24 protein-coding genes are annotated in these 23,730 nt (G+C 52.0%); 15 read left to right on the forward strand and 9 right to left on the reverse strand.

Annotation, left to right across the window (positions count from 1 at the left end):
• The first annotated feature begins 43 nt into the window (after nucleotides 1–43).
• The 3 genes from AB1K62_RS08270 to AB1K62_RS08280 all read left to right on the forward strand — a co-directional run bounded on the left by AB1K62_RS08270 (nucleotide 44) and on the right by AB1K62_RS08280 (nucleotide 2,748).
• Complete coding sequence (locus AB1K62_RS08270) at nucleotides 44–913, forward strand: polysaccharide deacetylase family protein (RefSeq protein ID WP_367002856.1); 870 nt, start codon at nucleotides 44–46, stop codon at nucleotides 911–913.
• A 130-nt stretch (nucleotides 914–1,043) separates the two neighbouring features.
• Nucleotides 1,044–1,808 carry an enoyl-CoA hydratase-related protein gene (locus tag AB1K62_RS08275; RefSeq protein ID WP_367002857.1) on the forward strand — a complete coding sequence of 255 codons (765 nt, stop codon included), beginning with the start codon at nucleotides 1,044–1,046 and terminating at the stop codon, nucleotides 1,806–1,808.
• 37 nt (nucleotides 1,809–1,845) lie between these two features.
• Complete coding sequence (locus tag AB1K62_RS08280) at nucleotides 1,846–2,748, forward strand: VOC family protein (protein WP_367002859.1); 903 nt, start codon at nucleotides 1,846–1,848, stop codon at nucleotides 2,746–2,748.
• A 14-nt stretch (nucleotides 2,749–2,762) separates the two neighbouring features.
• Here the strand turns inward: AB1K62_RS08280 and AB1K62_RS08285 are convergent, their stop codons facing one another.
• From AB1K62_RS08285 to AB1K62_RS08300, 4 genes are all read right to left on the reverse strand, one after another.
• The gene (locus AB1K62_RS08285; protein ID WP_367002860.1) at nucleotides 2,763–3,065 is read right to left on the reverse strand and encodes a YciI family protein; all 303 of its coding nucleotides are present in this window, start codon (nucleotides 3,063–3,065) and stop codon (nucleotides 2,763–2,765) included.
• Between the two features lie 44 nt (nucleotides 3,066–3,109).
• The gene (locus tag AB1K62_RS08290) at nucleotides 3,110–4,456 is read right to left on the reverse strand and encodes an MFS transporter (RefSeq protein WP_367002861.1); all 1,347 of its coding nucleotides are present in this window, start codon (nucleotides 4,454–4,456) and stop codon (nucleotides 3,110–3,112) included.
• A 16-nt stretch (nucleotides 4,457–4,472) separates the two neighbouring features.
• Entirely contained in the window at nucleotides 4,473–4,766 is a 294-nt protein-coding gene (locus AB1K62_RS08295) for a DUF1330 domain-containing protein (RefSeq protein ID WP_367002864.1), read from the reverse strand.
• Between the two features lie 109 nt (nucleotides 4,767–4,875).
• Nucleotides 4,876–6,027: a nitrilase-related carbon-nitrogen hydrolase gene (locus tag AB1K62_RS08300; RefSeq protein WP_367002866.1), complete on the reverse strand. Its 1,152-nt coding sequence runs from the start codon at nucleotides 6,025–6,027 to the stop codon at nucleotides 4,876–4,878.
• Nucleotides 6,028–6,517: 490 nt separating this feature from the next.
• On the opposite strand from AB1K62_RS08300, the gene AB1K62_RS08305 reads away from it, so the two are divergent.
• From AB1K62_RS08305 to AB1K62_RS08315, 3 genes are all read left to right on the forward strand, one after another.
• A complete protein-coding gene (locus tag AB1K62_RS08305) occupies nucleotides 6,518–8,959 on the forward strand; it encodes a TonB-dependent receptor (protein ID WP_367002869.1) in 2,442 nt (813 codons plus the stop codon).
• Nucleotides 8,960–8,977: 18 nt separating this feature from the next.
• Nucleotides 8,978–9,412 (forward strand): nuclear transport factor 2 family protein, encoded by a 435-nt coding sequence (locus tag AB1K62_RS08310; protein ID WP_367002870.1) that lies wholly within the window; start codon nucleotides 8,978–8,980, stop codon nucleotides 9,410–9,412.
• 101 nt (nucleotides 9,413–9,513) lie between these two features.
• A complete protein-coding gene (locus tag AB1K62_RS08315) occupies nucleotides 9,514–10,650 on the forward strand; it encodes a nitrilase-related carbon-nitrogen hydrolase (RefSeq protein ID WP_367002872.1) in 1,137 nt (378 codons plus the stop codon).
• A 21-nt stretch (nucleotides 10,651–10,671) separates the two neighbouring features.
• Here AB1K62_RS08315 and AB1K62_RS08320 read toward each other — a convergent pair whose 3' ends face one another.
• Nucleotides 10,672–12,102, reverse strand: a complete 1,431-nt coding sequence (locus AB1K62_RS08320; RefSeq protein ID WP_367002874.1) for an NAD(P)/FAD-dependent oxidoreductase — start codon at nucleotides 12,100–12,102, stop codon at nucleotides 10,672–10,674.
• Nucleotides 12,103–12,177: 75 nt separating this feature from the next.
• Here AB1K62_RS08320 and AB1K62_RS08325 point away from each other — a divergent pair, with 75 nt between their 5' ends.
• Nucleotides 12,178–12,930: a hypothetical protein gene (locus tag AB1K62_RS08325; RefSeq protein ID WP_367002875.1), complete on the forward strand. Its 753-nt coding sequence runs from the start codon at nucleotides 12,178–12,180 to the stop codon at nucleotides 12,928–12,930.
• A 154-nt stretch (nucleotides 12,931–13,084) separates the two neighbouring features.
• Nucleotides 13,085–13,942 carry a cupin domain-containing protein gene (locus AB1K62_RS08330; RefSeq protein WP_367002876.1) on the forward strand — a complete coding sequence of 286 codons (858 nt, stop codon included), beginning with the start codon at nucleotides 13,085–13,087 and terminating at the stop codon, nucleotides 13,940–13,942.
• Nucleotides 13,943–14,054: 112 nt separating this feature from the next.
• On the opposite strand, the gene AB1K62_RS08335 is transcribed toward AB1K62_RS08330, so the two are convergent.
• Both AB1K62_RS08335 and AB1K62_RS08340 read right to left on the reverse strand, forming a co-directional pair.
• On the reverse strand, nucleotides 14,055–14,270 hold the full coding sequence (locus AB1K62_RS08335) for a hypothetical protein (RefSeq protein WP_367002877.1): 216 nt from the start codon (nucleotides 14,268–14,270) through the stop codon (nucleotides 14,055–14,057).
• A 4-nt stretch (nucleotides 14,271–14,274) separates the two neighbouring features.
• Entirely contained in the window at nucleotides 14,275–15,798 is a 1,524-nt protein-coding gene (locus AB1K62_RS08340; protein WP_367002879.1) for an FAD-binding protein, read from the reverse strand.
• Nucleotides 15,799–15,891: 93 nt separating this feature from the next.
• On the opposite strand from AB1K62_RS08340, the gene AB1K62_RS08345 reads away from it, so the two are divergent.
• Both AB1K62_RS08345 and AB1K62_RS08350 read left to right on the forward strand, forming a co-directional pair.
• Nucleotides 15,892–16,782 carry a LysR family transcriptional regulator gene (locus AB1K62_RS08345; protein ID WP_367002880.1) on the forward strand — a complete coding sequence of 297 codons (891 nt, stop codon included), beginning with the start codon at nucleotides 15,892–15,894 and terminating at the stop codon, nucleotides 16,780–16,782.
• Nucleotides 16,783–16,951: 169 nt separating this feature from the next.
• Nucleotides 16,952–17,578 (forward strand): YceI family protein, encoded by a 627-nt coding sequence (locus AB1K62_RS08350; protein ID WP_367002881.1) that lies wholly within the window; start codon nucleotides 16,952–16,954, stop codon nucleotides 17,576–17,578.
• Nucleotides 17,579–17,659: 81 nt separating this feature from the next.
• On the opposite strand, the gene AB1K62_RS08355 is transcribed toward AB1K62_RS08350, so the two are convergent.
• On the reverse strand, nucleotides 17,660–17,836 hold the full coding sequence (locus AB1K62_RS08355) for a hypothetical protein (RefSeq protein ID WP_367002882.1): 177 nt from the start codon (nucleotides 17,834–17,836) through the stop codon (nucleotides 17,660–17,662).
• A 123-nt stretch (nucleotides 17,837–17,959) separates the two neighbouring features.
• On the opposite strand from AB1K62_RS08355, the gene AB1K62_RS08360 reads away from it, so the two are divergent.
• The 5 genes from AB1K62_RS08360 to AB1K62_RS08380 all read left to right on the forward strand — a co-directional run bounded on the left by AB1K62_RS08360 (nucleotide 17,960) and on the right by AB1K62_RS08380 (nucleotide 22,754).
• A complete protein-coding gene (locus AB1K62_RS08360) occupies nucleotides 17,960–18,661 on the forward strand; it encodes a Crp/Fnr family transcriptional regulator (protein WP_367002884.1) in 702 nt (233 codons plus the stop codon).
• A gap of 29 nt (nucleotides 18,662–18,690) precedes the next feature.
• Nucleotides 18,691–18,963, forward strand: a complete 273-nt coding sequence (locus tag AB1K62_RS08365; RefSeq protein ID WP_367002885.1) for a hypothetical protein — start codon at nucleotides 18,691–18,693, stop codon at nucleotides 18,961–18,963.
• Nucleotides 18,964–19,109: 146 nt separating this feature from the next.
• On the forward strand, nucleotides 19,110–20,144 hold the full coding sequence (locus AB1K62_RS08370; RefSeq protein WP_367002887.1) for an extracellular solute-binding protein: 1,035 nt from the start codon (nucleotides 19,110–19,112) through the stop codon (nucleotides 20,142–20,144).
• Complete coding sequence (locus AB1K62_RS08375) at nucleotides 20,135–21,718, forward strand: iron ABC transporter permease (protein ID WP_367002889.1); 1,584 nt, start codon at nucleotides 20,135–20,137, stop codon at nucleotides 21,716–21,718. Before AB1K62_RS08370 ends, AB1K62_RS08375 begins: the two co-directional genes overlap by 10 nt.
• 10 nt (nucleotides 21,719–21,728) lie before the next feature.
• Entirely contained in the window at nucleotides 21,729–22,754 is a 1,026-nt protein-coding gene (locus AB1K62_RS08380) for an ABC transporter ATP-binding protein (protein ID WP_367002890.1), read from the forward strand.
• Between the two features lie 34 nt (nucleotides 22,755–22,788).
• On the opposite strand, the gene AB1K62_RS08385 is transcribed toward AB1K62_RS08380, so the two are convergent.
• A complete protein-coding gene (locus AB1K62_RS08385) occupies nucleotides 22,789–23,700 on the reverse strand; it encodes a DMT family transporter (RefSeq protein WP_367002891.1) in 912 nt (303 codons plus the stop codon).
• Nucleotides 23,701–23,730: the final 30 nt, after the last annotated feature.

Raw genomic sequence — 23,730 nt, forward strand, 5'->3', positions numbered from 1 at the left:
TGCCCCTCTCCCCGGCTATCTTCCCTGAAGGGGAGAGGGAGACATGATGAAGCAGGAAACAATAGATTGGCCGGACGGCGCAAAAATGGCGCTAAGCATTGTCGTCAATGTGGAAGAAGGCAGCGAAATGACCATAGCGCGCGGGGATCGCGGCATGGAGCCAGTTGATGAACTGGGCATCCATATCAAATCGCCGATCCGCAACTATGGCAATGAAAGCAATTATCTTTACGGAATAAAAGCTGGTGCCCCGCGCATTGTAAAACTGCTTAAAGAATTTGACATCATGGCAAGCTGGACCGTTGCAGCGCTCAGCCTTGAAAACCATCCGGAAATTGCCGGTGCGATTGCCGAAATGGGGCATGAACCTGTCAGCCACGGCTATCGCTGGGTCCACCAGTTCAAGATGGACGAGGAAAAGGAACGCGAGTTTATTCGCAAAGCGGTTACGTCGATTGAAAAAACAACCGGAACCCGGCCCTATGGCTGGTTGTCGCGTTATTTCCATACAGACAACACGCGGCGCTTGTTGATCGAAGAAGGCTTCGATTACCATATGGATGATTATTCCGGTGATGTGCCTTTCTGGGACCGGGAAACCGTGCCGGAAAAACCCATTGCTATTGTGCCCTATCAGCTAGATTCCAACGACATGAAAATGTGGACCGATCCCGCGATGACGCCGCAAAACTGGCTGGATTATGCCAAGCGCAATTTCGATCAAATGTACCGCGAAGGCGAAGAGGGCAATCGGGGTATGATGTCGCTTGGTCTGCATCTGCGGATCATTGGCAGGCCGGGGCGCATCTGGGCATTTGAAGAGTTTTTGAAACATGTGCGGTCCAAAAAAGATGTGTGGGTGACAACCCGCCACCAGATCGCAAAGCATTTGGCGAAAGTTGATCCGGCATGAGTAATGTAAGTGATATAATTCCTCCCATTCAGGGGTGGGGGCGATGTGTAACATCGCTCGCACAGACGAACTCGGTTATTGGCGGTATCCCCCACCCCCTAACCCCCTCCCCTAAAGAGGAGGGGGGACTATGACCCTACGTCTCGAAAAAAATGGCAAAATAGCGCATCTGCTGATTGACCGTCCGGAAAAACGCAACGCTTTCACGCAAGATATGTGGGAGCTGTTCCCGGAGTTGTTGGCGGATGCAATGGCGGATGACACGGTCCGCGTGTTGACGGTCAATGCCAGCAAGAAGGACAGCGCCTTTTGTGCCGGAGCCGATATTGGCGAATTTAGCACCGGTTCTACCGATCCCGAATGGCGAGCGAAGAATCAGGCCGCGATTAGCAAGGTGCAGCATGAATTGGCACAGGCGGTAAAGCCTACAATTGCGGTGGTTGATGGCGATTGTGTCGGCGGTGGCTGCGGCATTGCCTTGGCCTGCGACATGCGGGTTGCGGGGCCAAAGGCGCGTTTTGGTATTACTCCTGCAAAACTGGGTTTGGTTTATCCGCTCCATGACACAAAATTGCTGGTGGATGCTGTGGGGCCGTCCCAGGCAAAACGCATATTGTTTACCGGGCAGATATTAGATGCCCAGGAAGCGTCGAGGATCGGCCTTGTCACCATATTGGCAGATGAGCCTTATGAAGAGGCGATGGCTTTGGCGGACACTATGGCGTCGGTCTCTTCTCATAGCCAGCAGATGAGCAAATCAATCGTCAAACGGATATTGGACGGTCAGGCAGATGATGACGCAGAGTCGCGCGCATTGTTTGATTCCGCCTTTACCAGCGATGATTTCAAAGAAGGCGTCAGCGCGTTTCTGGAAAAACGTAAGCCGCAGTTTTAGCGCCTCCCGCGGTTACAGCATATAACGGAAGAATAATATGACTCATAATTTGCAACATGGCGCCATATTGGGCGGCGTAGCAACCGTTCCGGACCTTGATGCGGCTGTGCGCGATTATCACGATGTGCTGGGTATGACGCTTGTCGAAACAGACGTTGTTTCTGATGATCTTGCGGCTAGCTGGGCCTCTCCGGCCAGCGCGGGCAAGCGAATGGCAGTGTTGCAGCCGGTCAGCGGCGCACAATGTTTCATCCGGCTGGTCGAGCAACCCGATCACCCCGATTTCAAACCGACGACGACTTATGGCTGGGCGGCTTATGAGCTAAGCGTGCAGGATGTATTCGGCTGGCCAGAGCGTTTGTCGGGCAGCGGTTTTGATATTGTCGGACCGCCAAAAGAACTCGAAGGTCTGCCATTTTTTGTACCGATGCAGGTATTGGGTACCGGGCGCGAGATGATTTACCTGAATGAAGTGCGCGAAGATATGCCCACGACCGATCTTCCCAAGGCGCGCTCGCTAACCGATCATATTTTTATCTGCATATTGGCGACGCCGGACCGGAAGAAAACCGTGGAATGGTATAAGGATAAGCTGAACCTGATCGAGACAGACACGTTTACGCTTTCCTATAGTATGATTAACAATGCCTTCGGCAAGCCAGCGGATTTCAAGACCGATCTGACCATGGTGCAATCTGGCCGCCTGCCGATTTTCGAGGTGGATGATTATCCTGCCGAGGCCACTATACGCCCGCGTCATGAGGGGATGTTGCCGCCGGGCAATGCGATGGTGACATTGGCTGTGGACGACCTTGACGAGATCGTGGTTGACTGGATTAGCCCCCCGCAAGTGCGTGAAGGCGCGCTATATCAGGGACGCAGAGCTGCGACTACCAAAGGCTATGCCGGGGAGCTACTGGAACTGATCGAAATTGGTTAGATAGGGTGAAGCCCTCACCAGATCTTTCCGCCAATCCAGTCGCCCGCAGCCGGGATAAACTCTGAAATCCGGATGTCCTGCCAGATATCAATCCGGAAATAAGGATCACTTTCGAGCAGCTTGCGGGCATGCGAGGCATCGTCAGCCTTTACGATTAACAGCGAACCAATGGTAACGCCATCCTTATCGTTCAGTGGGCCAGCGATAAGGAAATTATCAAGCGTCTTTTCAATATGCGAGAAATGCGCATCACGGGCGTCGCGGCGTTTTTGCGCTGTATCCGGCTTGTCAGTGCAATAGATGGCGAAGGTTTTCATGTGTTTCCCGATTAAAGTTTGATTTTTTCCTATGTTCTGACCGATTAGGCGGTCGCTTCACCCAGCTTTTCCATCTGTGCCAGATACAGGCGGCGGGTCAGTGGCATCATAAGCAGCGGCACGAGAGCAAACAGGATCGGCACGCTGGCTAAGGCATAGTGCAGATTATCCTCGCCAAACAGGCCGCTGGACAATTCTCCCACCGCGATGGGGCCGAGCGATCCGAACCAGCTTATCGCCAGATAATATAGCGCGACAATCTGCCCGCGAATTTGTGCAGGCGTAATCACCAGCAATGCCGTGACGCCGATGGTCGTAACCATACCGATGCCAACGATGTTCAGGCATAATATGGCAAAGGCCAATTCTCCGTTTGGCATGAAAAACGGTAGCGCAGCGGTTGGTATCAGGATGAAAAAACCGATAAAAAGAAGGCGAAGCGAGGCGTCCCGCACGCCCTTTTTGGTCCAACGGTCTGAAATCGCGCCCATAGCCAGCATGTTCACCGGCCCAATGACCAGCATCGCTAAACCATAAGCAAAAGCAAATTTTTGCGGCGACCAATCCCATGTGCGTTCAAAAGTAGGGGCAAGGAAACCCTGACTATAGGCAATAGCCGTCATTGTGCCGATGATTGACAGAAAGCCGAAATATAACAGCTTATTATCCCAGATATATTTCATCGCATCACGAAAGCCGCTGCCGCCGATAACGTCGGATGATGCGGCGACCGGACGACGAGCTGGCTCTTTGATAAACAGAAATGCCAGCGCCAATATGATACCGGGCAGGCCGACGATGATCATGGTAAACCGCCAGGGTGATAGCTCTCCGAAGAGCGGTAATGTCTGGTTACCGCTTGCAGCTGTCCACGCGATGATTGCTCCGCTTACAAGCGAAGCAATGCCCGCGCCAAGGGGCAGGGCAGCAGAATAGAAAGCAATCGGTTTGCCGCGCCGCTCGGTCGGGAAACTGTCGCCGATAATTGAAAAAGCTGCCGGACTCAGCGTCGCTTCACCGACGCCGACACCCATACGGGCGGCGAATAGCTGGACAAAGTTTTTCGCTGTGCCGGTTGCGATAGTGGCTAGCGACCATAAGGCAACACCAACGGAAACGATCCAGACACGTTTTCCGCGGTCGATGAGCCAGCCCATGAAAATTCCGACAAAGCCGTAAATCAGCGTAAAGGCGCTGAGCAGCCAGCCTATTGAGCGGTCGGACAGGTCAAATTCCGCCTTGATCGGTTCGATCAACAGTCCAAGGATATAGCGGTCCACGAAGCTGAAAATATAGGCAATGGTAAGCATTATTACTATGAACCAGCCGGTCGCAGCCCCCGGATAGGGTGGCTGGGCCGCGGTCATATTGGTTGACGGGGTTTCATTCATTCCCTGTTTGCTGACATCAACCATTTATCTTCGGGCTTTCGATAAGAAGAACCTGGCAATCAGCGATGTCTTCGCGCAGCTTTTTCACTTTGGCATATTCCGGACTGTTCCAGAATGTTTTTGCGGCTGCCTTGTCCGGCCATTCCGAAATCACCATAGAAGCGCCGTCACCAAAGCTGCCTTCCAGCAGTTCGGCTCCCGGCCCGCGCATGACATATTTACCGCCAAATTTTTCAATCAATGCGCCAGCCTGTGCGCCATAACCCGAGATAAACGCCTCTCTATCCTTTATGTTGGCGGTGACGATCATATAGGCTGGCATGAGGTAAACTTTCTATTGGAGTTGTCCGGACAAATTAGACGCAGGCGGAATGATTGCAATGTTTAATTCAGCCTGCGTCCTATTTCATAATTTACCCCTATTTAGGCCAGCGGGCTTTATCGCGCAGATGGCGCTTCGCATCGACTGTGTCTTTCGGTTGATAGCCACTGAACAGGTTCGGTCCAAATTGTGAACGATATTGCTCATATACCGGCATAAATATTTCACTATGAACAACCGGTTGACGGTGCCGTGCACGAAAATCCGCAATGGGAATGCGTGCGGGGACCAGCGTCTCAAACGCAGTTTTGGCTTTGCTTATTACCTCGCCATCGGGGCCATAAATGGCTGTGCCGCCGCCGCCTGCATCTTCAAAGAAATATTTGTTCTGCGGTGAGGCTGCATTATTCGCCACTGCGGTATATATACCGTTATAAAGGGACGTGGCCTGCATATCGACCGGAGAGAAACCGCCCGTAGCCGTACGCAACATGATTTCGGCCCCCTTCATAGCCATTGCGCGAAGCAATTCGGGTTCGCGCTGGGTTGATGTCGTGGCGATATTGCCAATCGGTGTGCGGGTAACCGGGACAACGGCATCGGCTCCATACATTTCGACATAGCGGTCCAGCACATCATAGATTGATGTGGTGAACAGTTCGAAATTCTCGCCAAACACGCCTTTGATATTGCGCGCTTTCCAATGTTTATCGACCACTTCACCCTTGTCATTCATGATGGTGGTAATGGATAGCAGACTTTCGGGCCAGTCAGGATCGCGGACATAGGATCCGAAGACCAGCCAGCAGCCATATTCGCGTGCCTTTTTGGCCAGCATCTCGGTTTCTTCGCCCGGCACTTCAATGGCAACCTTGCGCGCATCGGTAAGGTTCCAGCCTTGATAATAGCCGGTAATCGGAAATTCGTGAAAGAACAGCAGGTCTTTTCGTCCGGTAAACCCATTAGCAGCGTCAATCAAATCCATCATATGTTGAACATTCGCGCGGCGGGTTTGTTTGAGATTAGATAGTTCCACGGGCACTACACGCGATTGTACTGCGCCAATAGAAATATGCGTTTTGGCAAGCGGCACCGTCGCATAGCGGCCATCGGGAGTAATATTGAGCTTGTCCGGCCCGCCTTTTGTGCTTGCCTGCACCACATTGCTCCAGCCCAAGGCCGCAGTGGCGGCAATTCCTGCTCCTGCTCCGAACAAGCTTCTTCTCGAAAAACCTTTGTTTTCTGTCATTATTTCTCTCCTGTTAGTGTGTTGGATTGTTGCTAGCTATCAGGCTTGCCAGTCATCAGGTCGGCCAACTTTCGGGTTATCAGCCTGGATAGATTGAGCAGCATGGCGGCTGCTCCAAACCGATTTCGCGAGGGGGTGCTGCATAGAATAAAGGCCGAATCGGTGATTCGTTTTTCATTTGAGCGCCGGCAATGGCTAGCGGTGCCGGATATGTTTTCGTGAAAAGAAAAGCAGGTTTCTTTGCTGGCATCATATTCTCCTCGCGGGACCAACATCAACGAAACCTTTCAAAAAGCAAGCAATTTGTCTGGACAACTAATGATAGCCACAACAAAAAAGCGATATTTCAATCGGCGTTCACGGGATTTTTTTGTTCAGATAAGCATAAAAATACTTTTGTTTTGCTATTTGTCTGGACAAATTAAACAGACAATGAAATCTATATTCTGCAAAAGAAAATGCCACCAAAATGGTGCAGGGAGATATATTGATGAGAAAAATTACAAACAGGACGATTAAATCCACATTGATGGTGGCAACTGCCTTGGCAGTCACGCCCGCTTATGCCCAGGATGATGCCGGTGCACGAGCCGGAGCGAATTCCAACGTCATTGTTGTTACCGCGCGTAAAAAGGAAGAGAATCTTCAAACAGTACCAGTCACCGTCACCGCTTTTGGTGAGCAGATGATTGATGATGCGAATATTGCCGGTCTTGAAGAACTTTCAGATTTCACACCCGGGTTTCAGCTACAATCAGCTTTTGGCCGTAGCGGCGATCGCCCTGTCATTCGCGGTGCATCGAACATATTGTTTGCCGAGGGCAAGGTCGGTTTCTTCATCGACGGTATACCTTTTATTGGTGCTTCAACAGCGCTCGACCTGGAAAATTTTGGCAGGGTAGAGGTCGTTAAAGGGCCGCAAAGTGCAGTCTTCGGACGCGGAACACTCTCCGGCGCGGTCAACTATGTCACAAGAGGTCCGGTCAATGATCTGGGTGTTGATTTTGAATTAACCGCGGCGACGCATGACAAATATGAGGTTTTCGGACGCGTCGCTGCTCCGGTTGCTGATGGCCTCAGTGCGTTTGTTTCGGGAAAATACAGCAAGTTTGCCGGTTTCTATACCAATAGCCTGAGCGGTGAACGTCTGGGCCAGGAAACATTAAGCATTTCTGGCGGGCTGAACTATCAAAGCGATGATTTCGAAGCGAGTATCATGTACCTGCATACCGAGGATGATGATGACCATTTCGCAATCGGGCTTCAGGATTCTTCATATAATAATATATATACCGCCGGAAGTCGCGGTTATTATAAAGGTGTAGTGTCGCTGCGCGGTCCTATCGGCCTGAATACGGACGAGCTGATTGAGCCGGGTATTAACCGGAAAGCCGACCGCGTATTGGCCAAGGCGACTGCCGACCTGGGTGATTCCGGTTTTACGGCGACAGCTCTTTTTGGATATACGCATATAAATCAAAAAGCCGGTACCGATCAGACTTATGACGCGAGAACGGCATTGTTTATCTCATCGCCTTTCGTGTGCGCTAATTTCATTCCTGACTGTGCGTTTGGTGTCTCGCCATTTAACAGTGACGGTGAAACCAACCGTGAAGCAATATCTGCTGAACTGCGGTTTGCTTCTCCAGCGGACAAGCCGGTTCGTGTAGAGATTGGCGGTTTCTTTTTTGACGATACGACCAAGCGCACAGCTTATGGTCGCAAGCAAACCGAATTTGGCTATGACAAGATCGGCGAAACGGATGAGACAACAAACCTTGCTGCTTTTGGTTCAATAGCATTTGATGTCACTGAACGCCTTACAATAGGTGGTGAATTGCGTATTGGCCGGGACGAGATCGGAACCCGGCCCGGTGCTTCCTATCGACTTGGCGATCTGTTCCCCGGTGCAGCCATGCCTAACCGGATCATTGCCGGCGAAGGTGCGGTCCGTAATGCCGTATTCAAATCCATCCTGCCTCGTGTAACGGTGGATTATCAGGCAACTGATAATATACTGCTCTATGCAGTGTATTCCGAAGGAAACTCACCAGGCGGTTTTAATGAAATCGGGGCTCCTAATGCTACTTTTGGTGAAGAGCGTCTGAAAAACTACGAAATCGGTATTAAATCCGAGCCTGTCTATGGCTTGCGTATCAACGCCGCGGGCTTTTTCAACGATTATTCGGATCAGGTTCTCACAAGCACATTTACAACGCCGCAGGGTGGGGTGAATTCGTTTAGCGATAATGTTGGTGACACAGAAATCTGGGGTCTGGAAATAGATGCATCCTGGAGTGTAAACGACTTTTTGACGTTCTCGGCAACCTATGCGTTTACAGATGCGCAGATTGTAAATGGTTCCAGTCCTGAACAATCATTGCTGCTGGGTGGATCAACCGGTCTGGGCACTGTGCCTGATCCCAATAATCCCGGAGCTTTCCTGCCAACTGCCGACGGCTGTGCCAATCCGGACACGACGTTGAATGCCGGCCAGTTGCTGGGTGATGGCACATTGACGACCGGGCCAACGCCATGTTCGACCTTTGCAGATCTTTCCGGTAACAGACCGCCGCTGGTATCCAAGCATCAGGCAACTTTTTCTACTGCCATCGACCTGCCACTTGGCAACAGCGGATGGGATGTATTTGCGCGCGGTGACGTTATTTTCCGTTCGTCTTTATATGCTCAGATTCACAATCTGGCTGAAACCGGAGATTCAACGAAAGCCAATTTCATGGCCGGTTTCCGCAAGGATGACTTGTCCATTCGTTTCTGGGTAAAAAATGCGTTTCAGGATAAAACGCCGCGTGGCATCTTGCGCTATGTTGATTTTCCTGCGCCTAGGCTCAATGGAGAGTTGCAGCGTGCATTTGCCATCACACCGCCTGATAAACGCCAGTTTGGTGTGACTTTAAGCGGTAAATTCTAAAAACCGGGGAGAGCGGTTATGACTGTTTCAATTGGAAAATCAGCGGTCATGGCCGCTCTTCTTTGTTCCCCAACATATGCTTATGCGAATGAAAAAGAAAATGCAGATAATGCTATAGCGGCGGCACTGTCGCAAATCCGGGATGCGGCTCTTGCCAGCAATCCGGATATGGCAGCCTCTGTATTTGCCGAAGATCTGGCGCTCGTATCCCAATCCGGCAAGCTGTATGGCAAAGAAGCCGCGCTGTTCGATTTGCGTAACGGGTTTGAGACATGGGACAATAGCGATGTTGTTGTTCGCGAGAAGGGCGATATGACCATTGTCACATTCGTCAATAATCGGACGCGCACAAATATGGAGCCAGCCAAATTCCTCGTCATGCAGGTCTGGCGGAAAAATGCCCAAGGCTGGTTGCTCAGTGCGCAAAGCAGCACCCGGATAAAACGTAAATAACTGCAAACACCGGTCAGTCCGGTTTTGAAAGTCTCGCTATAAATTCATGCCGATCCATATGAATCGGCAGGAAGCTATGTTTGTGATTTAATATGGAGAGAATGATGAAATTGACTAACAAGCTGGCTACGCTGGCTGCTTCCGCATCGCTGCTATGCATGGCCGGACAGGCCGTGGCCCAGACAGTTCCGGCTACTGAAGCGGCTACCGAGATGCCTGTTCTTGTCCGCGCCGATGGCAGCTATCCGACCAAGCCGCTGGCCAAGGATAAAATTGTCGTGAAAGTCTTGCAGACTACAGTTGATTCACTGTCCGATTTTCCGACCGTTAAAGAAGGTCTGGATCACAATCTTACCCACATGGAAGAGATCGCACACAAAGCCTGCACTACCGGAAAGAAGCCGGATTTTCTTCTCTACCATGAATTTCCGCTGACCGGCTATTCTGCCGGAACACGTTCTGAGAAACTGAAATATACTGTTCAGGTTCCCGGGCCGGAAACCGAGCGACTAGGCAAGATCGCCAAGGAGTGCGATACGTATCTTATCTTTGGCACCTACGCGACAGACGATGACTGGCCGGGGCATATATTGAGCCTGAACACCGTTATCGGTCGTGACGGTAAAGTGGTAAAAAGCTTTTGGAAGTCACGCAATATCAAACGCCTCTATCCTGATCGTGAAATCACCACGACAACGATCGAGGCCGTGCGCGATAAATACCGGGCGATGTATGGACCGGAAGAAGAATTTCCTGTGTTGCAAACCGAATATGGCAATATCGCAGTCAGCACCGTCCAGATGGACCCGTTTATCTTTGCCGCTTTTGCGATGCGCGGCACGGAAATTATGGTTCGCACGGCAACGCTGTTTTACGAAGATGATGTGACCTCGATGGCGCGGCTTAACAATTTCTATTCGACAATGACCAATATCGCCTTTCCCTCCTCAGGCGAATATAAGGCGGGGGAATCGATTATAGTGGACCCGACCGGGAAAATAATTGCGAAAGACCCCAGTGTTGACCAGGACGGTATCATCGAAGCCGAAATTCCGATTGCGGAATTCCGCAAGGGTCGTAGGCTGCCAAGCTATGCTCTGGATATGGTAAAACCTGTATTTGACCAATATGTGCAGGAATTTCCGCTGAACCATCTGGACATTTCGCGTGAAGAACTACCCGAAACCGGAGCGGAAATGAAAGAACTGATGGAAAATGTAAGCCAGTACGACCGATAGTAGCGCCGATGCCCCTGCTGTTCACCCCTGGTTGTTCAGCAGGTGCATTGCCGTTTGTTCGCCGCTTTCCATCGCGCCTTCCATGCCGAGATTTAAATGCGAAAGATGTTCACCGGCGAAATGCAGACGCCCGGCAGAAGCACCGACATTGCCCGCGGCCCAGCCGATTTGTCCGGGAGAATAATGCATATATGCGCCGCCAGCCAGCGGATTGCTCTCCGTCCAGCGCACAATCTTGAACGCGTCGATCTTGCCCTCACTGGCCGGACGCATGCGTTTCAATTCCTCGGAACACAGCTGCACCAGTTCTTCATCTGACTTGGCGTTTAATTTGGAAGCCCCTTCGCCGTTTATCCATGCCCTGATCACACCATCGGGCTTGCCATCCTCGCCGGGCCGGGCGAGCAACCGCTCAAGCGGGCCATCGCTCCACATTGATGCCCCGAACCCGTCCTCTTCCCAGAACGGGCGCTTGGCCTGAAAATGGATCTGTATGATCTGCGTATAGGGCAGTTCATTATATGCGCGTTTTTGCACGTCGGAAAGCGGAGCATTTACCGCCATTTTTGCCAAAACAGGCAAGGGAACAGAGCAGACAACCTGTGCAGCCCGCCATATTTTTCCATCCTTGCTTTCTATTTCAACGCCGTCCGCGCCCACATCAATCCGGACGATATGCTGGCCGGTCTCCACAGATCGTGGCAGTGCTTTTGCCATCGCTTTTGCAAGGGATTGCGCGCCGTTTACAAAATAGCCGGTTTCTCCAAGAGTGCGGTCCTGTTTGAAGAGAGCGCCGGTACGGAACGCATTGAGCATGGAATAATCATCCACGCTGTTGGCATTGAACGCGTGGTCAATGGTTGCGATCCCGGCGTCATCAAAGCCCATGGATTTAAGGAAGTCCGCGGCTGAAATATCATATTTCGCAAATTCAGGTTTACGCCAGCTCGACACATCGGGAAGGGGGTTTTGGGAACCGGCCATGACGGGGAGGGCGTTGATTGGAGTCAGGTTTCTGGCCCGCCCTTCAAATGGATTGCCGCTGAAACCAGGCCAGTCTTTCTCTGCCAGCAGCTTTCCTTCCTTATGTATCGCGGTTGCCGGTGGCGCTGCGTTATAAGGGCTGATCGGAATGCCAAGCTTGTCCGCCATATAACGTATACGGGCATAGCTTCCGCCCACCTGTTCGCCGCCGCCCTCGCTTAGGCCATGATCGCTTTCAACCGTAAAAAGCCGTCCGCCAATCCGGTCGCTCCCCTCCAGCACCAGCACATCTTTGCCACCCTCCGCCAGCAAGTTGGCAGCATAAAGCCCGGACAAGCCCGCTCCGATAATAATAATCTCTGCATCGTGTTTTTTTGTCCCGATGGAACAGGCCGATAACATTGTGGTTGCAGCAATGCCGCCCAATACGGTCCGGCGACTTATGTTTCTATGGTCAAATGTTGTCATATTTGGATTTGACAACAAGCTGGAGTACAAGGCAAGGATAAATTGTCCGGACAAGTGATGTGGGAGAGTAAATCAATGTTCCGATTTTTTATATTGTTTTTGATTGCCGCGATTTCTGCGCCGCTTATGGCTGCGGAACAAGAGCCGGATGGTGCGCAAATATTGGCAATGGCGCGGGAAGCGGCCGGCGGTGATGACTGGGCCAATGCTACGACGCTGACTCTTTCGGGACATGCTGTATTTTATGGAGCACAGGGACATGAACCAAAATCCATGGCCGATGACTATCGGATGTGGAGGGAATATGATCTGGACCGGACCTCCGCGCATGGCGCAGACGGGAAAGTTAGAATAATCGCCAAATCCGGTGAAAAAACACTGTTTGAAGTCGGGTATGACGGTGAAACGACGTGGACCCAAAACGGGATAATGCCAAAAGAAAAGGCTGATAAATATTGGGCCAATAATTTCGGGTTCGGGATTATCCGTCATGCCGATAAGCCGGGTTTTTCCGCAACCCGTTTGGCGGATGACCTGTTTGATGGTCATAAAATCTATGTAGTCGAGCTGAAAGACCCACAAGGAAGCCGGACCTTATTCGGAATTGATCAGGAATCTCACGCCATCCGGACATTGGGCTTTGATACGCCCCGTGGCTGGCATCGGCGCACATACCGGGATTTCGTAACATTAAAAAATCCGCGCTGGTTACAGGCGCGCCATGTCACGCTTTATTACGACGATCGTAAATCAAACGAGGTGTTCTGGACAAAGACCAAAGTCAATGCGCCGATAGATAATGAAATATTTGCGCCACCGGAAAAATAATTGGGATTAGGGCCGGTTTTGCCCGGCGCTGACATAGCGTGGTTTATCACGATACGCGAATATGCGTGGATAGGCTTGATAAAGGTCAATGCGCCGAAATGCCTGTGAAATTAAAGCTTTGGCCAAAGCTCGTACTTATAAGATTGGAGTGAACATGCTCGAACGAGGATATATAGAATTTATTCAGTCACAAGTCCTGCCGTGGAAACGCATTGATGCGGGGCTTGCCAGGCCGGATGCTGAAATCAAGATGCTAAGCCGCGACCCCTCTGATGGAGCGTGCTCGACTCTTATGCGCTACCCTGCGGGCTGGTCGCGCAGCGGTCCGGAGCATATTCTGGCAGATGAAGAATTTTATGTGCTTGATGGATCGTTGGAAATGGACGGCCATGTTTATCCGGCTGACAGCTATGCCTATTTACCGGCAGGGTGGACAAGGCACGAGATGAGCGCGCCCAACGGTTGTGTCCTTCTGGCATTTTATAATCGCGAACCTGTCCTGATTGGCGAAAGCGGGGACGGTTCTGCGGAAATGGCCAATCGTGCTATCCGGCATCTGGATGTGGCTGCGATGGAATGGGATATGACGCTCAATGACCCTAATCTAAAGCATCTGGGCATCTCGCGTAAAAACCTTCGTACCGACCCGGATACCGGAGAACGGACTTTTCTGTCTTTGATATTACCGCAAGCCTCACCCCAGGGAGGGGAGGGGCCACAAGAAATTCATCCGGTTGTTGAAGAGGCTTATGTCATTTCAGGTTCCACCACCGGACCACAAGGAACAATGCATCCCGGCGCATATTTCTGGCGACCACCGGGCATTGCCCATGGGCCATTTGGTGCGCGATGGGGAAGCGTATCCCTGATCCGTTTTGTCGGCGGCAAGCATGTCAACCATTGGACGGACGAGAAAGCGTCCTTCCGCTATGACGCACCCTATGATCCGATTTTGCCCGATGACCTTCGGGAATTCAGCAAAATACCATGGTCGCCGCCAACAATATATTGACCGGGCTTCATAGTCTTGGGCAAAGTCCCCGATTGCGTCGGGCGCTCTGGGCGCTCGATAGCATGGGTTCGGCGCGCGGATCGCTATAGGCTGCTCAGCGCGCCGGGAAGTTTCATTCCTCCGGCTTTTTCCCGAATATAATAGCAGCCGTTTTGAATATACGCTTGGGGTGCAAGAGCATTGCTGCCAGACGCCGCAGTTCCGGTCCGCTCATCTCGACGGTGCAGGGCATGGCATTCGCCACGCCCGACAGGATCAGCTTGCCATCTTCGGTTTTGCTCTCACGAATTTCCACGCCCAGCTTGATCGCAGGTGTTTTTACCAGCATCGCTTTACTCCGCTGCTTCGACTAATTGTGCTGGTTCCAATGCGAGCGCTGCCCGCGCCGCCCCGCGCCCGGTAATCATGGCTTCGGTCAGATAGGAACCGTTCTGGTAAAGGTCGGAGAACATCGAGCCGAGTTCGCCAGCCTCAAACAGATGGGGGATGACTTGGCCGTGATGATCAAAAACCTGTCCGTCCATATCGCGCCGTGCGCCGCCACCTGTGCAGACAATTACCGGGGTGAGCGGCAATGCGTAAAATGGTCCGTTTGCAATCGGCAATAATGTGTCGGGATTGCGGCCCAAATCATCGTCATGCCCTGCTTCGCAAGCAGCGTTATATTTTGCGATTTCCGCTTCAAGAACGTCCGGATCAAGATCAATCTGCTCCGCCAGTTCGGCAATTGTGTCGGCTTTCTTGATAAGGCCTGATGCGATTTCTTCGCTATTATCTTCGCTCCACCCTTCTGCGGTGACGACAGCGCTCCATGTCATCACTTCGGTCACCATCTTGCCAGCAAGCCGCGTGCTTTCATCAAAGATCATGTGCGAGGGATGAGCAAAATGCAGCGGGACATCAATCCAGCGGCCATGCTTCTTCTCTTTATAGTGGGTCAGTTGCAGTTCGTTGGCTTCGTTATAAAAACGCTTGCCGGTGGAATCGACATCGACCCATGAAAATGCTGGCAGAAGGAAGTTACGCAAATAAGCGGTTTTTTGACCTTCAGGATGAATACCGGGCCAGATACCACCCGATTGACCCTGGTTACGCAAATGCCACATTTCGGCACCCGCTTTTTGCATGATGCGGACACCATCGCCGGTATTATAGGGCGTGCCCAGCGGCACAACATCGGAAAGCCCGTAATAGTTACGCTGCATTTCGCGGTCTGCTTCATAGCCGCCGACAGCCATGATAACGCCATTTTGCGCACGGATAGCCTTGCGCACGCCGTCATGCTCAACCCATGCACCAAATACTTCCAATGTGTCCGGATCCTGAATCAAATCAACCAGCGGGCAATCAAACCAGACCGGAATATTGCGCTTTTCGACATTGGCCTTCAAAGCAAGCCACACGCCCGACGGAATGGGGAGGATGGTTGAAGTATAGGCCACCGCGTCGCGCGCACCCAGTTCAGGGAACTCCAGTACCGCGTCCCGTTCCGTAAAGCCGGTTCCGCGCAAAAATTCAGCATCTGCATCTTTTGCGATTTGCTGAATCCATGGCTCAAGATTGACCATGCGCTCGGCCCATTCATCCAGCATATCTTCGGGGATGGGATTGGACGTGCTCATAGCACGCTGGTAATCTTTCAACGCTTCCTTATCTTTGGAGATGAGCAGGGATTGACCCGAAACCCGGCAGTTGCCACCAGCAAATTCTTGCGGCGCTTTTTCCACCACGAGCAAGCGGGCGCTGGAATCAATGTCATAAGCCTCGATTGCCGCTGATGCACCGGCACAACCATATCCGCAAATCAGGACATCAACTTCTTCGTCCCATGTTTTAACGCTCTTTAGACTCGCCATAATATATCTCCTTATTGCGATGCAGAAGAGCATATGAAGCGCATTTTGAAAACAAATGATTGTTATTATCTACAACCTATGCTTGTTGATAATATGGACTTGAAACAACTCGAAAACTTGTTGGCCATCGTGGAAACAGGTAGCTTAACAAGCGCGGCGGAGCGTGTCGGCCTGTCGCAACAAGCCATATCGCAGAGCCTGACACGGCTTGAAAAACAACTGGGCGGCAAACTTTTTGAACGTGTGCCGCGGGGAATGGTGCCGACACGGCTTGGTGAAACGGTTGCAGAACATGCCCGTGATGTTGTGGCCAGTGCCGGACGGTTACGCAGTGCGGCCTCGGCCGAAATTGGTCTGGAACGGGGCAAGTTGATTATCGGTCTAAGCCCGATTGCTGCAACATCTTCTGTAGGGATGCAGGTTGCGGCATTTGCGACGCGCTATCCGAACCTTAGAATTGATGTAGAAGCCGGTATCGACCGGGATTTTATCGCTGCGCTCAATCGGGGAGAGATTGACCTTGCGCTGTCATCGCAAAGCGGAGGGGAGCAGGAGGGAGTCTTGATCGAACGTCTAGGCAATGAAACATGGGGCGTGACCGGGCGCGAAAACCATCCGCAATTGTCAAAGGCCCGAAATCTAAAGGATATTAGCGGTTGCAACTGGATATTGGGCCGCAATACCGACTTGTTGACGGAGAAGATCGAGGATAGTTTTGCCGGGCAGAACGCACAATTCCCGCAACCGGGGATTATGACAACATCTGTGATGTTCGCGCTAAGCGCACTGGCCCGGACCGATTATCTATCAATATTGCCGCAATCCTTGTGCAATGCCGCGCACTCTTTGATGTGGCGGGATCTGGCGATGGGCAAATGGACCAGCCCCGTATTCCTGATACGCCGCAAACAGGCGCATCTGGGCTACGCCGCTCGCGCGCTGCTCAAAGAACTGAGCTATGAAGGGGAAAAGACATTGATCTAGTAGAGATAAAAGTTTGTCGATCCTTAAACAAATCGCCCAAAAATATGGTTTAAAATCACGTCAACATTCTATGGATTGACAAAATAAGCTATTTCTATGAAAATCATGCCCGTTATATTCGATGTTTATTACGTCGGTCATGACGTCATCATTTTCAGGAGACTAAATTATGCGCCTCCCGTTAGCTCTCATTGCCTTAGCCGCGACAGCACCTTTGCTTGCACAATCCGCTCCTCAAATCCCGGGTCAAATGGATGCTACCCGTGTAGTTGCCGGAAGTTATAGCACGGACCCCGACCACACATTCATTACTTGGGAAGTCAATCATTTCGGCTTTAGCGATTATATCGGCTTGTTTGGAGATGTGACAGGGACATTGACCATTGATCCAGCCAATATTTCAGCAGCCAGTGTCGATGTGACGATACCGGTTAGCAAAGTGACCACGGCGAGTGAAGTACTAACCGAGCATCTATTGCGTGCGGGCAAAGATGGCGCAAAGCCCGATTTCTTTGGTCCTGAACCTAGCGATGCGCGGTTTGTATCGACCAGTGTGAATGCAACCGGTAATAGCGCGAAAATAAACGGCAACTTAACTCTGAACGGTGTTACAAAACCAGTAACATTAGATGCCGAATTTACCGGGGCAGGGACAAATCCCTTTAACAAAAAGGTCACAGTAGGCTTTTCCGCCACGACGATGATAAAACGTAGCGATTTCGATATTATGTACGCTCTTCCGTTGGTATCGGACGAAGTGGAATTGGAAATCCATACCGCGTTCGAAAAGAACTGATCACTAATAAACCCCGCGCCATTGTCCGGATCAATGCTTTCTGAACAGCGCGGGATTAGATGTAGCGCATGACATGAGTTGTCATTGCAGCAGTGAATCGTCCGCTGCGGCAAATTCCACGCTTCCGATCTTGGTCTGTGACGCCAAAATAGATAGATATTGCGATACAGCTATGCGGAAACTGGCTTTTTCCAGATAGTCGGCGTTCTTCACGTGCAGATAGGTTGCAGCCTCTTGTACTAATGTTCTCCTCACCATTCATGCTATCAAATCAATGTGGTGATTTAAGGTTTGATATGGTTCCGTCGCTGGACAAAGGATCGCAGCATTAAAGCCTCTTGCTATGTTGTGTTTATATTCTTTGAGGCGTAACTTCGTGACATGAATGATTGTTCAACATGTGTAGTTCGCAACCGTGCGATATGTGCCAGTCTTGGTACTGGCGAGTTAAAGCTATTGGCGCAGCTTGGCTCTAAACAGAATATCAAACGTGGTGATACGCTTATGTGGGAGGGAGACTCATCGCCAGTTGTCGCTAATATTATCACGGGTGTTCTGAAACTTTCCGTGAACTTGCAGGACGGGCGTGAACAAATTGTCAGCGTTATGTATGGGTCAGATTTCATCGGGCGGCCCTTTGGTAAACATAGCCCCTATAGTGTCACAGCAATGACCGACGCAGAGCTTTGCGTCTTCACAAGATCATCTTTTGATAATTTCCTGCTGGAGTATCCTGACCTGCAAAATAAGCTGCTCCGGCGTACTCTCGATGAACTCGACCGCGCACGAGACTGGATGACATTGCTCGGCAAAAAATCGGCAAATGAACGCATTGCAACTTTGCTGATCGAATTGTCTGAGCGTCTTAATATGAACGGATGTGACCCCACCACGCCCTATCTTGATCGTTTTGAGCTGCCCATGGACCGACAACAAATTGCAGACATATTGGGCTTGACGATAGAAACTGTAAGCAGACAATTAACCCGCATCAAACAAGAAGGAATAATCGACCTTCCAGACAGGCGCGCGGTGATTATAAAAGACCGGAACCGCTTAAAATCCATAGCGGAAGTAGCATAGCTCATGGGCGGTCGCTTGTTACCATTGGCATGATTAAGAAATTCCCGGTTTGCCACAGCAGCGGCAACAGGCGCGACCGCGAAAACCGCAAGCTGGTACAGCGGTCACGGTGGTGTCTGGAACAATCAAAAGGGTTCGTGAATGATATTGGCTATTCGTTTGCAAGCATAGTTTCATCGGCATCAACCTCATCAAGCAGCAGTAGTGGCGACTCATCGGGAGGAGTGTCATCAGACGGTCGTGGCGGCGAAGGTGGCGGAGGATCGGGTTGGAAACGACGTCCACCAGATGATGGCGCCTAATCCGGCAACGCTGCTAATTATTTGATAGTTGCGATCTCTGCATGATGATCCACAGATTGGTTATATTTGGCTTAGCTGTTGCAAATAATTCGCAACAGCGTTAGTCGCCTAGGCATTCAAGCCTGAAATTGAGAGAGAATCAAACTGTGTCACGACGCGCTATAGTAACAACTCTGCTGGGAACCATTTTGCTTGCTGGCTGTTCTGACGGCAACGATAAAGCTGAAGTTGAGGAAGTGAACCTTTATTCTGCGCGGCATTATGACAGTGACTTGCCTCTTTACGATCGCTTCACCGAGGAAACCGGTATCAAGATCAATCGCATTGAAGGTAATGCTGACCAGCTCATTGCCCGTATGAAAAGCGAGGGAGAAAATAGCCCGGCAGACCTTTTCATTACCGCAGATGCAGGTGCCCTTTGGCGCGCACAAGAAGCGGGACTGTTTCAGCCTGTCGAGTCAAAGATCTTGACCACCCGTATTCCCGAAAACTTGCGTGAACCGGATGGTAACTGGTATGGTTTTATGCGCCGGGCACGCATTGTTACCTATGACTCTGCCAAGGTGAAACCTGAAGAGATTAACGATTACGCCAAACTTGCCGAGCCTCGATTCCGAGGTAAAATCTGTGTTCGTTCATCTGACAGCGTCTATAATCTTTCACTGGTCGGCGCGCTGATTGAAGCCTGGGGACAAGAGCAGGCAGGGAAATGGGTGCGCGGCATCGTTGCAAATATGGCACGTCCACCAGAAGGGGGGGATCGTGACCAGATCCGTGCGGTGGGTGCTGGCGTGTGTGAAGTCGCGCTGACCAACAGCTATTATTATATTCGTTTAGCCAACGGTGATGACGAAGCGGATCGTAAACTTACCGAGCGGGTCAAACTCGGGTTTCCAAGTCTCGACGGCAAGGGCGCGCATATAAATATATCTGGCGGAGGTGTAGCTGCGAACGCTCCGAATAAGGAAAATGCGATACGCTTACTGGAGTTTTTTACGTCGGCAGAAGTGCAAACTCACATTGCCGCCGAAAATAATGAATTTCCGGCTTCACCCGATGTTGCCGCACCGGCTCCTGTAGACGCTTATGCCGACTTCACGGCTAATCCGATGAACGTCTCTCGCTTTGCAGTACGGCAACCCGAAGCTCAATCTCTGATGAGCGAGGCCGGGTGGCGGTAGAGGCATTTTTCGCCGCCCGACGGCGTATATCCATTCCTTTCATGCTGGCGGCAATTGCCGGACTCGTGGCCCTATTGCCGTTGCTCGGTGTCATTACAACTGCACTGTTCGGAGAGACGGCTGACATCGCCGCACGCGATATTTTCCGCTATGCCGCAACCTCGGCATGGCTCGCCCTTTTTGTGGGTGGGGCTACTGCCGTTCTGGGCACGCTTGCGGCATGGCTAATCGTTATGCATCGTTTCCCAGGTAGTGATATCTTCGCTTGGGCGCTAGCTTTGCCACTCGCGGTTCCAGCTTTCGCACTTGCTTACGCTTATACAGATCTGTTCGATGTCGCAGGGCCCTTACGCATGACGATGCGCGGCAATATGGGCTTTGACCTGCCATTCGGGATGCGCGGACTTGGCGGCGCGGTGTTTGTGCTTTCCTTCGCTTTTTACCCTTATGTTTATCTCGCAATGCGTGCCGCCTTCCTTAATCAGTCGGTGAACGTCACCGAAGCGGCGCGGACGCTCGGCTGCGACGGCTGGCTTGCTTTGTACCGCGTAGCATTGCCGATGGCCCGGCCTGCGCTGGCGGCTGGTGTTGCGCTCGCTGTGATGGAGACACTCGCTGATTACGGTGCGGTACAGTTCCTCAACGTGCAGACATTGACTACGGGTATTGTGCGGGCATGGTCGGTCTATGGTTCGACCGTTAGCGCTGCACGCCTTGCACTGCCATTGCTTGCCACCGCTGCTCTGCTGTTGTGGATTGAACGCCGCGGACGGCCTGGACGCTTGCATGAGGCAGGAAATGCACGATGGCGGACGTTGCCTGTAAAAAACTTGTCAGGCCGCAGGGCTTGGCTTGCTTCGGCTTTCTGCTTGTTACTCATCACCGCCGGGCTGCTTTTGCCGGTGGGCTGGTTGCTGTTTAACGCTCTGGATACCAGCCCGGACTGGACGCGCCTGTTACGGGCGGGAAGCCATAGCCTGATGCTTGGTATCATGGGCTCAGCCGTCACTGTGGCACTTGCAACTATGCTAGCGCTCGGCACACGGCGCCTGCCGATGGCAGCGCGACTGGCTAGTCTGGGCTATGCGACGCCCGGTGCGGTGATGGCTATTGGTTTGCTTGTACCGGCCGGTATCATCTGGAATCTGATGCCGGATTCGGGCTATATCATTGCCATCGCTCTCCTTATCTATGCCTATGCCGCACGACTTATGGCCGCTGCACTTGAACCGATCGACGCGGGACTGACCCGCGTAACCCCTTCAATGATCCATGCTGCGCGTAGCCTTGGACGGAGCGAAACCAGCAGCGCTCTGGCTGTCGAGTTGCCTGTCGCACGCGGAGCCATGCTGACTGCCAGCCTCATCGTTTTCATCGACGTGCTAAAGGAATTACCAGCCACTTTGATCTTGCGGCCATTCGATTTCGACACTCTCGCGGTCGTCGCTAATAATTATGCACTCGATGAGAGGTTGGAGCAGGCCGGAACACCGTCTATTCTTATCATCCTGCTTTCACTACCGGCAGTCATCTGGTTGACACGCAAGATTGCTTTCTCCCGGCCGGGTACATAGTTGAAGGTTAATGACAGTTCCATCACTCACTGCCCGCGACGTTTCGCGAATATATGAAAATCGCAATGCCGTTGCGAATGCAACGCTTAAACTTCATGCGGGGCGCATAACCTGTTTGCTTGGACCATCAGGTTGTGGAAAAAGCACCTTATTGCGTCTGGTCGCTGGTCTAGAGCCAGTCGATAGCGGAGAAATTGAGATTGGCGGCACTATTGTATCCGCTCCTGGTAAGACGGTGGCCCCCGAAGATCGGGGTATCGGACTTGTGTTTCAGGATTTTGCGCTATTCCCGCATCTCAGCGTGGCAGACAATATTGGCTTTGGTTTAAAAAACCTGCCGGCATCCCAGCGCCGGGAGCGGGTCATGACGTTGCTGGCACAATTCCATTTGGAAGCTCTGGCTGACAAATGGCCACATACGCTTTCGGGTGGTGAACAACAACGGGTTGCTATTGCTAGAGCGCTGGCGCGGTCGCCGTCGGTGCTGTTGCTCGACGAACCTTTTTCCGGCCTCGACGGCCATCTGCGCGCGACCGTCAGGCAATCTGTGCTGGCTGATCTGCGTACCACGGGCACGGCCGTTCTTATCGTTACCCATGACCCGGAGGAGGCGATGTTGATCGCGGATGAGTTGGCGCTAATGGCGGGTGGCCGCATCCTTCAAACAGGAAGCCCGCCAGAATGTTATTTGCGGCCGGTGTCGATCGAAGCGGCGCGTCTGCTCGGTGAGGCAACGATCCTGCCTGTGCGTATTAGTGGCGGCGTGGCCAACACCCCTTTTGGTATCATTCCGGCTCCGGAAATGCCGGATGGCGAGGCCAATGCGATGATCCGGCCTGAGGCATTGCGCTTTGATATGGCCGGTGTTCCCGTAAAAGTTGTCGATGTGCGGTTCGGAGGGGCTTTCCAGACTGTCACACTCGCCGCACAGGATCTCATGATAACAGCCCGGATGAGTGGAACATCACTACCGGAAGTGGGGGCACAGATATGTGTCTCGCTCGATCCGGCACGCACGGTAATTTATCCAAGCTAATTGTCCGTCGCCAGTGCAGCCAGCGATAAAATGTCTAGGCTGGCCCTCCGGCTACGGTGATCGGGTTATCCTTCGGTTCCGTCGTAAGGATCGCACCAATGGAGGCGATAACTATACAACCGATCGCCAACCATTGCAGTCCGCTAAGCTGTTCATGGAGCAGGAATAATCCTGCAAGTGCACCGATCGCCGGTTCCGCTGAGAGCATAACACCAAAGGTCCGTTCGGGTATGTGACGCAGGGCGATCATTTCGAGTGAATAGGGCAAGGCGCTCGATACCAGAGCCACGCCTAGGCCCAGCAGCAGGACCGACGGTAAAAAAAGATCCGGGCCTGCGCTTGCAATGCCAAATGGCAGGATGACGACAGCGGCTGTGCTCATTCCTAATGCCACAGACTGACCCGCGTGCATGTGCGATAGACGCTTGCCAAATATAATATAAAGAGCCCAAAATAGGCCTGCTATAGCTGCAAAAGCCACTCCAGCGGGGTCTAGCGCGTGGATGCCGCCGCGGATAGGCAGTAATAATCCAAGGCCCAATATAGCGCAGACCACCCAAACAAAATGGATCCAGCGACGGGCATGGATTAAAGCGAGGACCAATGGTCCGGCGAATTCAATGGCAATCGCTGGTCCCAGCGGAATAGTTCGCAAGGACATGTAAAATGTCAGATTCATCAATCCCAGCACGATGCCGTACAATATCACCCGTCCGGCATCGGCCCTGTTCAGTCTGAACCTCCAGGGGCGCCATAGGCAGATCAGTATCAGGGCCGAAAGGCCGACCCGCAGGGATGATGTTCCTTCCGGGCCAATCACTGGAAACAATTGTTTCGCAAAGGAAGTCCCGACCGACAAAGACACCATCCCACCTAGCAACGCCAGATAGGGGATAGCTGCCAGAACAGGCAATGCGCGAATGTTGGTCGGTTGAGGTTTTGTCATAAGGTAACGTAGCGAACTTCAGGTAAGAAT

This window comes from Parasphingorhabdus sp. JC815, from assembly GCF_040717415.1.
In the GTDB taxonomy this organism is placed as follows: domain Bacteria; phylum Pseudomonadota; class Alphaproteobacteria; order Sphingomonadales; family Sphingomonadaceae; genus Parasphingorhabdus.

What these genes read in the sequence shown, in the direction of transcription:
- AB1K62_RS08330 (WP_367002876.1), top strand. Translation starts at nt 13,085, where the DNA reads ATGCTCGAACGAGGATATATAGAATTTATTCAGTCACAAGTCCTGCCG.
- AB1K62_RS08300 (WP_367002866.1), bottom strand. Translation starts at nt 6,027, where the DNA reads ATGACAGAAAACAAAGGTTTTTCGAGAAGAAGCTTGTTCGGAGCAGGA.
- AB1K62_RS08275 (WP_367002857.1), top strand. Translation starts at nt 1,044, where the DNA reads ATGACCCTACGTCTCGAAAAAAATGGCAAAATAGCGCATCTGCTGATT.
- AB1K62_RS08335 (WP_367002877.1), bottom strand. Translation starts at nt 14,270, where the DNA reads ATGCTGGTAAAAACACCTGCGATCAAGCTGGGCGTGGAAATTCGTGAG.
- AB1K62_RS08385 (WP_367002891.1), bottom strand. Translation starts at nt 23,700, where the DNA reads ATGACAAAACCTCAACCGACCAACATTCGCGCATTGCCTGTTCTGGCA.
- AB1K62_RS08310 (WP_367002870.1), top strand. Translation starts at nt 8,978, where the DNA reads ATGACTGTTTCAATTGGAAAATCAGCGGTCATGGCCGCTCTTCTTTGT.
- AB1K62_RS08295 (WP_367002864.1), bottom strand. Translation starts at nt 4,766, where the DNA reads ATGATCGTCACCGCCAACATAAAGGATAGAGAGGCGTTTATCTCGGGT.
- AB1K62_RS08290 (WP_367002861.1), bottom strand. Translation starts at nt 4,456, where the DNA reads ATGAATGAAACCCCGTCAACCAATATGACCGCGGCCCAGCCACCCTAT.
- AB1K62_RS08315 (WP_367002872.1), top strand. Translation starts at nt 9,514, where the DNA reads ATGATGAAATTGACTAACAAGCTGGCTACGCTGGCTGCTTCCGCATCG.
- AB1K62_RS08280 (WP_367002859.1), top strand. Translation starts at nt 1,846, where the DNA reads ATGACTCATAATTTGCAACATGGCGCCATATTGGGCGGCGTAGCAACC.
- AB1K62_RS08340 (WP_367002879.1), bottom strand. Translation starts at nt 15,798, where the DNA reads ATGGCGAGTCTAAAGAGCGTTAAAACATGGGACGAAGAAGTTGATGTC.
- AB1K62_RS08270 (WP_367002856.1), top strand. Translation starts at nt 44, where the DNA reads ATGATGAAGCAGGAAACAATAGATTGGCCGGACGGCGCAAAAATGGCG.
- AB1K62_RS08350 (WP_367002881.1), top strand. Translation starts at nt 16,952, where the DNA reads ATGCGCCTCCCGTTAGCTCTCATTGCCTTAGCCGCGACAGCACCTTTG.
- AB1K62_RS08365 (WP_367002885.1), top strand. Translation starts at nt 18,691, where the DNA reads ATGATTAAGAAATTCCCGGTTTGCCACAGCAGCGGCAACAGGCGCGAC.
- AB1K62_RS08305 (WP_367002869.1), top strand. Translation starts at nt 6,518, where the DNA reads ATGAGAAAAATTACAAACAGGACGATTAAATCCACATTGATGGTGGCA.
- AB1K62_RS08360 (WP_367002884.1), top strand. Translation starts at nt 17,960, where the DNA reads ATGAATGATTGTTCAACATGTGTAGTTCGCAACCGTGCGATATGTGCC.
- AB1K62_RS08355 (WP_367002882.1), bottom strand. Translation starts at nt 17,836, where the DNA reads ATGGTGAGGAGAACATTAGTACAAGAGGCTGCAACCTATCTGCACGTG.
- AB1K62_RS08345 (WP_367002880.1), top strand. Translation starts at nt 15,892, where the DNA reads ATGGACTTGAAACAACTCGAAAACTTGTTGGCCATCGTGGAAACAGGT.
- AB1K62_RS08380 (WP_367002890.1), top strand. Translation starts at nt 21,729, where the DNA reads ATGACAGTTCCATCACTCACTGCCCGCGACGTTTCGCGAATATATGAA.
- AB1K62_RS08325 (WP_367002875.1), top strand. Translation starts at nt 12,178, where the DNA reads ATGTTCCGATTTTTTATATTGTTTTTGATTGCCGCGATTTCTGCGCCG.
- AB1K62_RS08285 (WP_367002860.1), bottom strand. Translation starts at nt 3,065, where the DNA reads ATGAAAACCTTCGCCATCTATTGCACTGACAAGCCGGATACAGCGCAA.
- AB1K62_RS08320 (WP_367002874.1), bottom strand. Translation starts at nt 12,102, where the DNA reads ATGACAACATTTGACCATAGAAACATAAGTCGCCGGACCGTATTGGGC.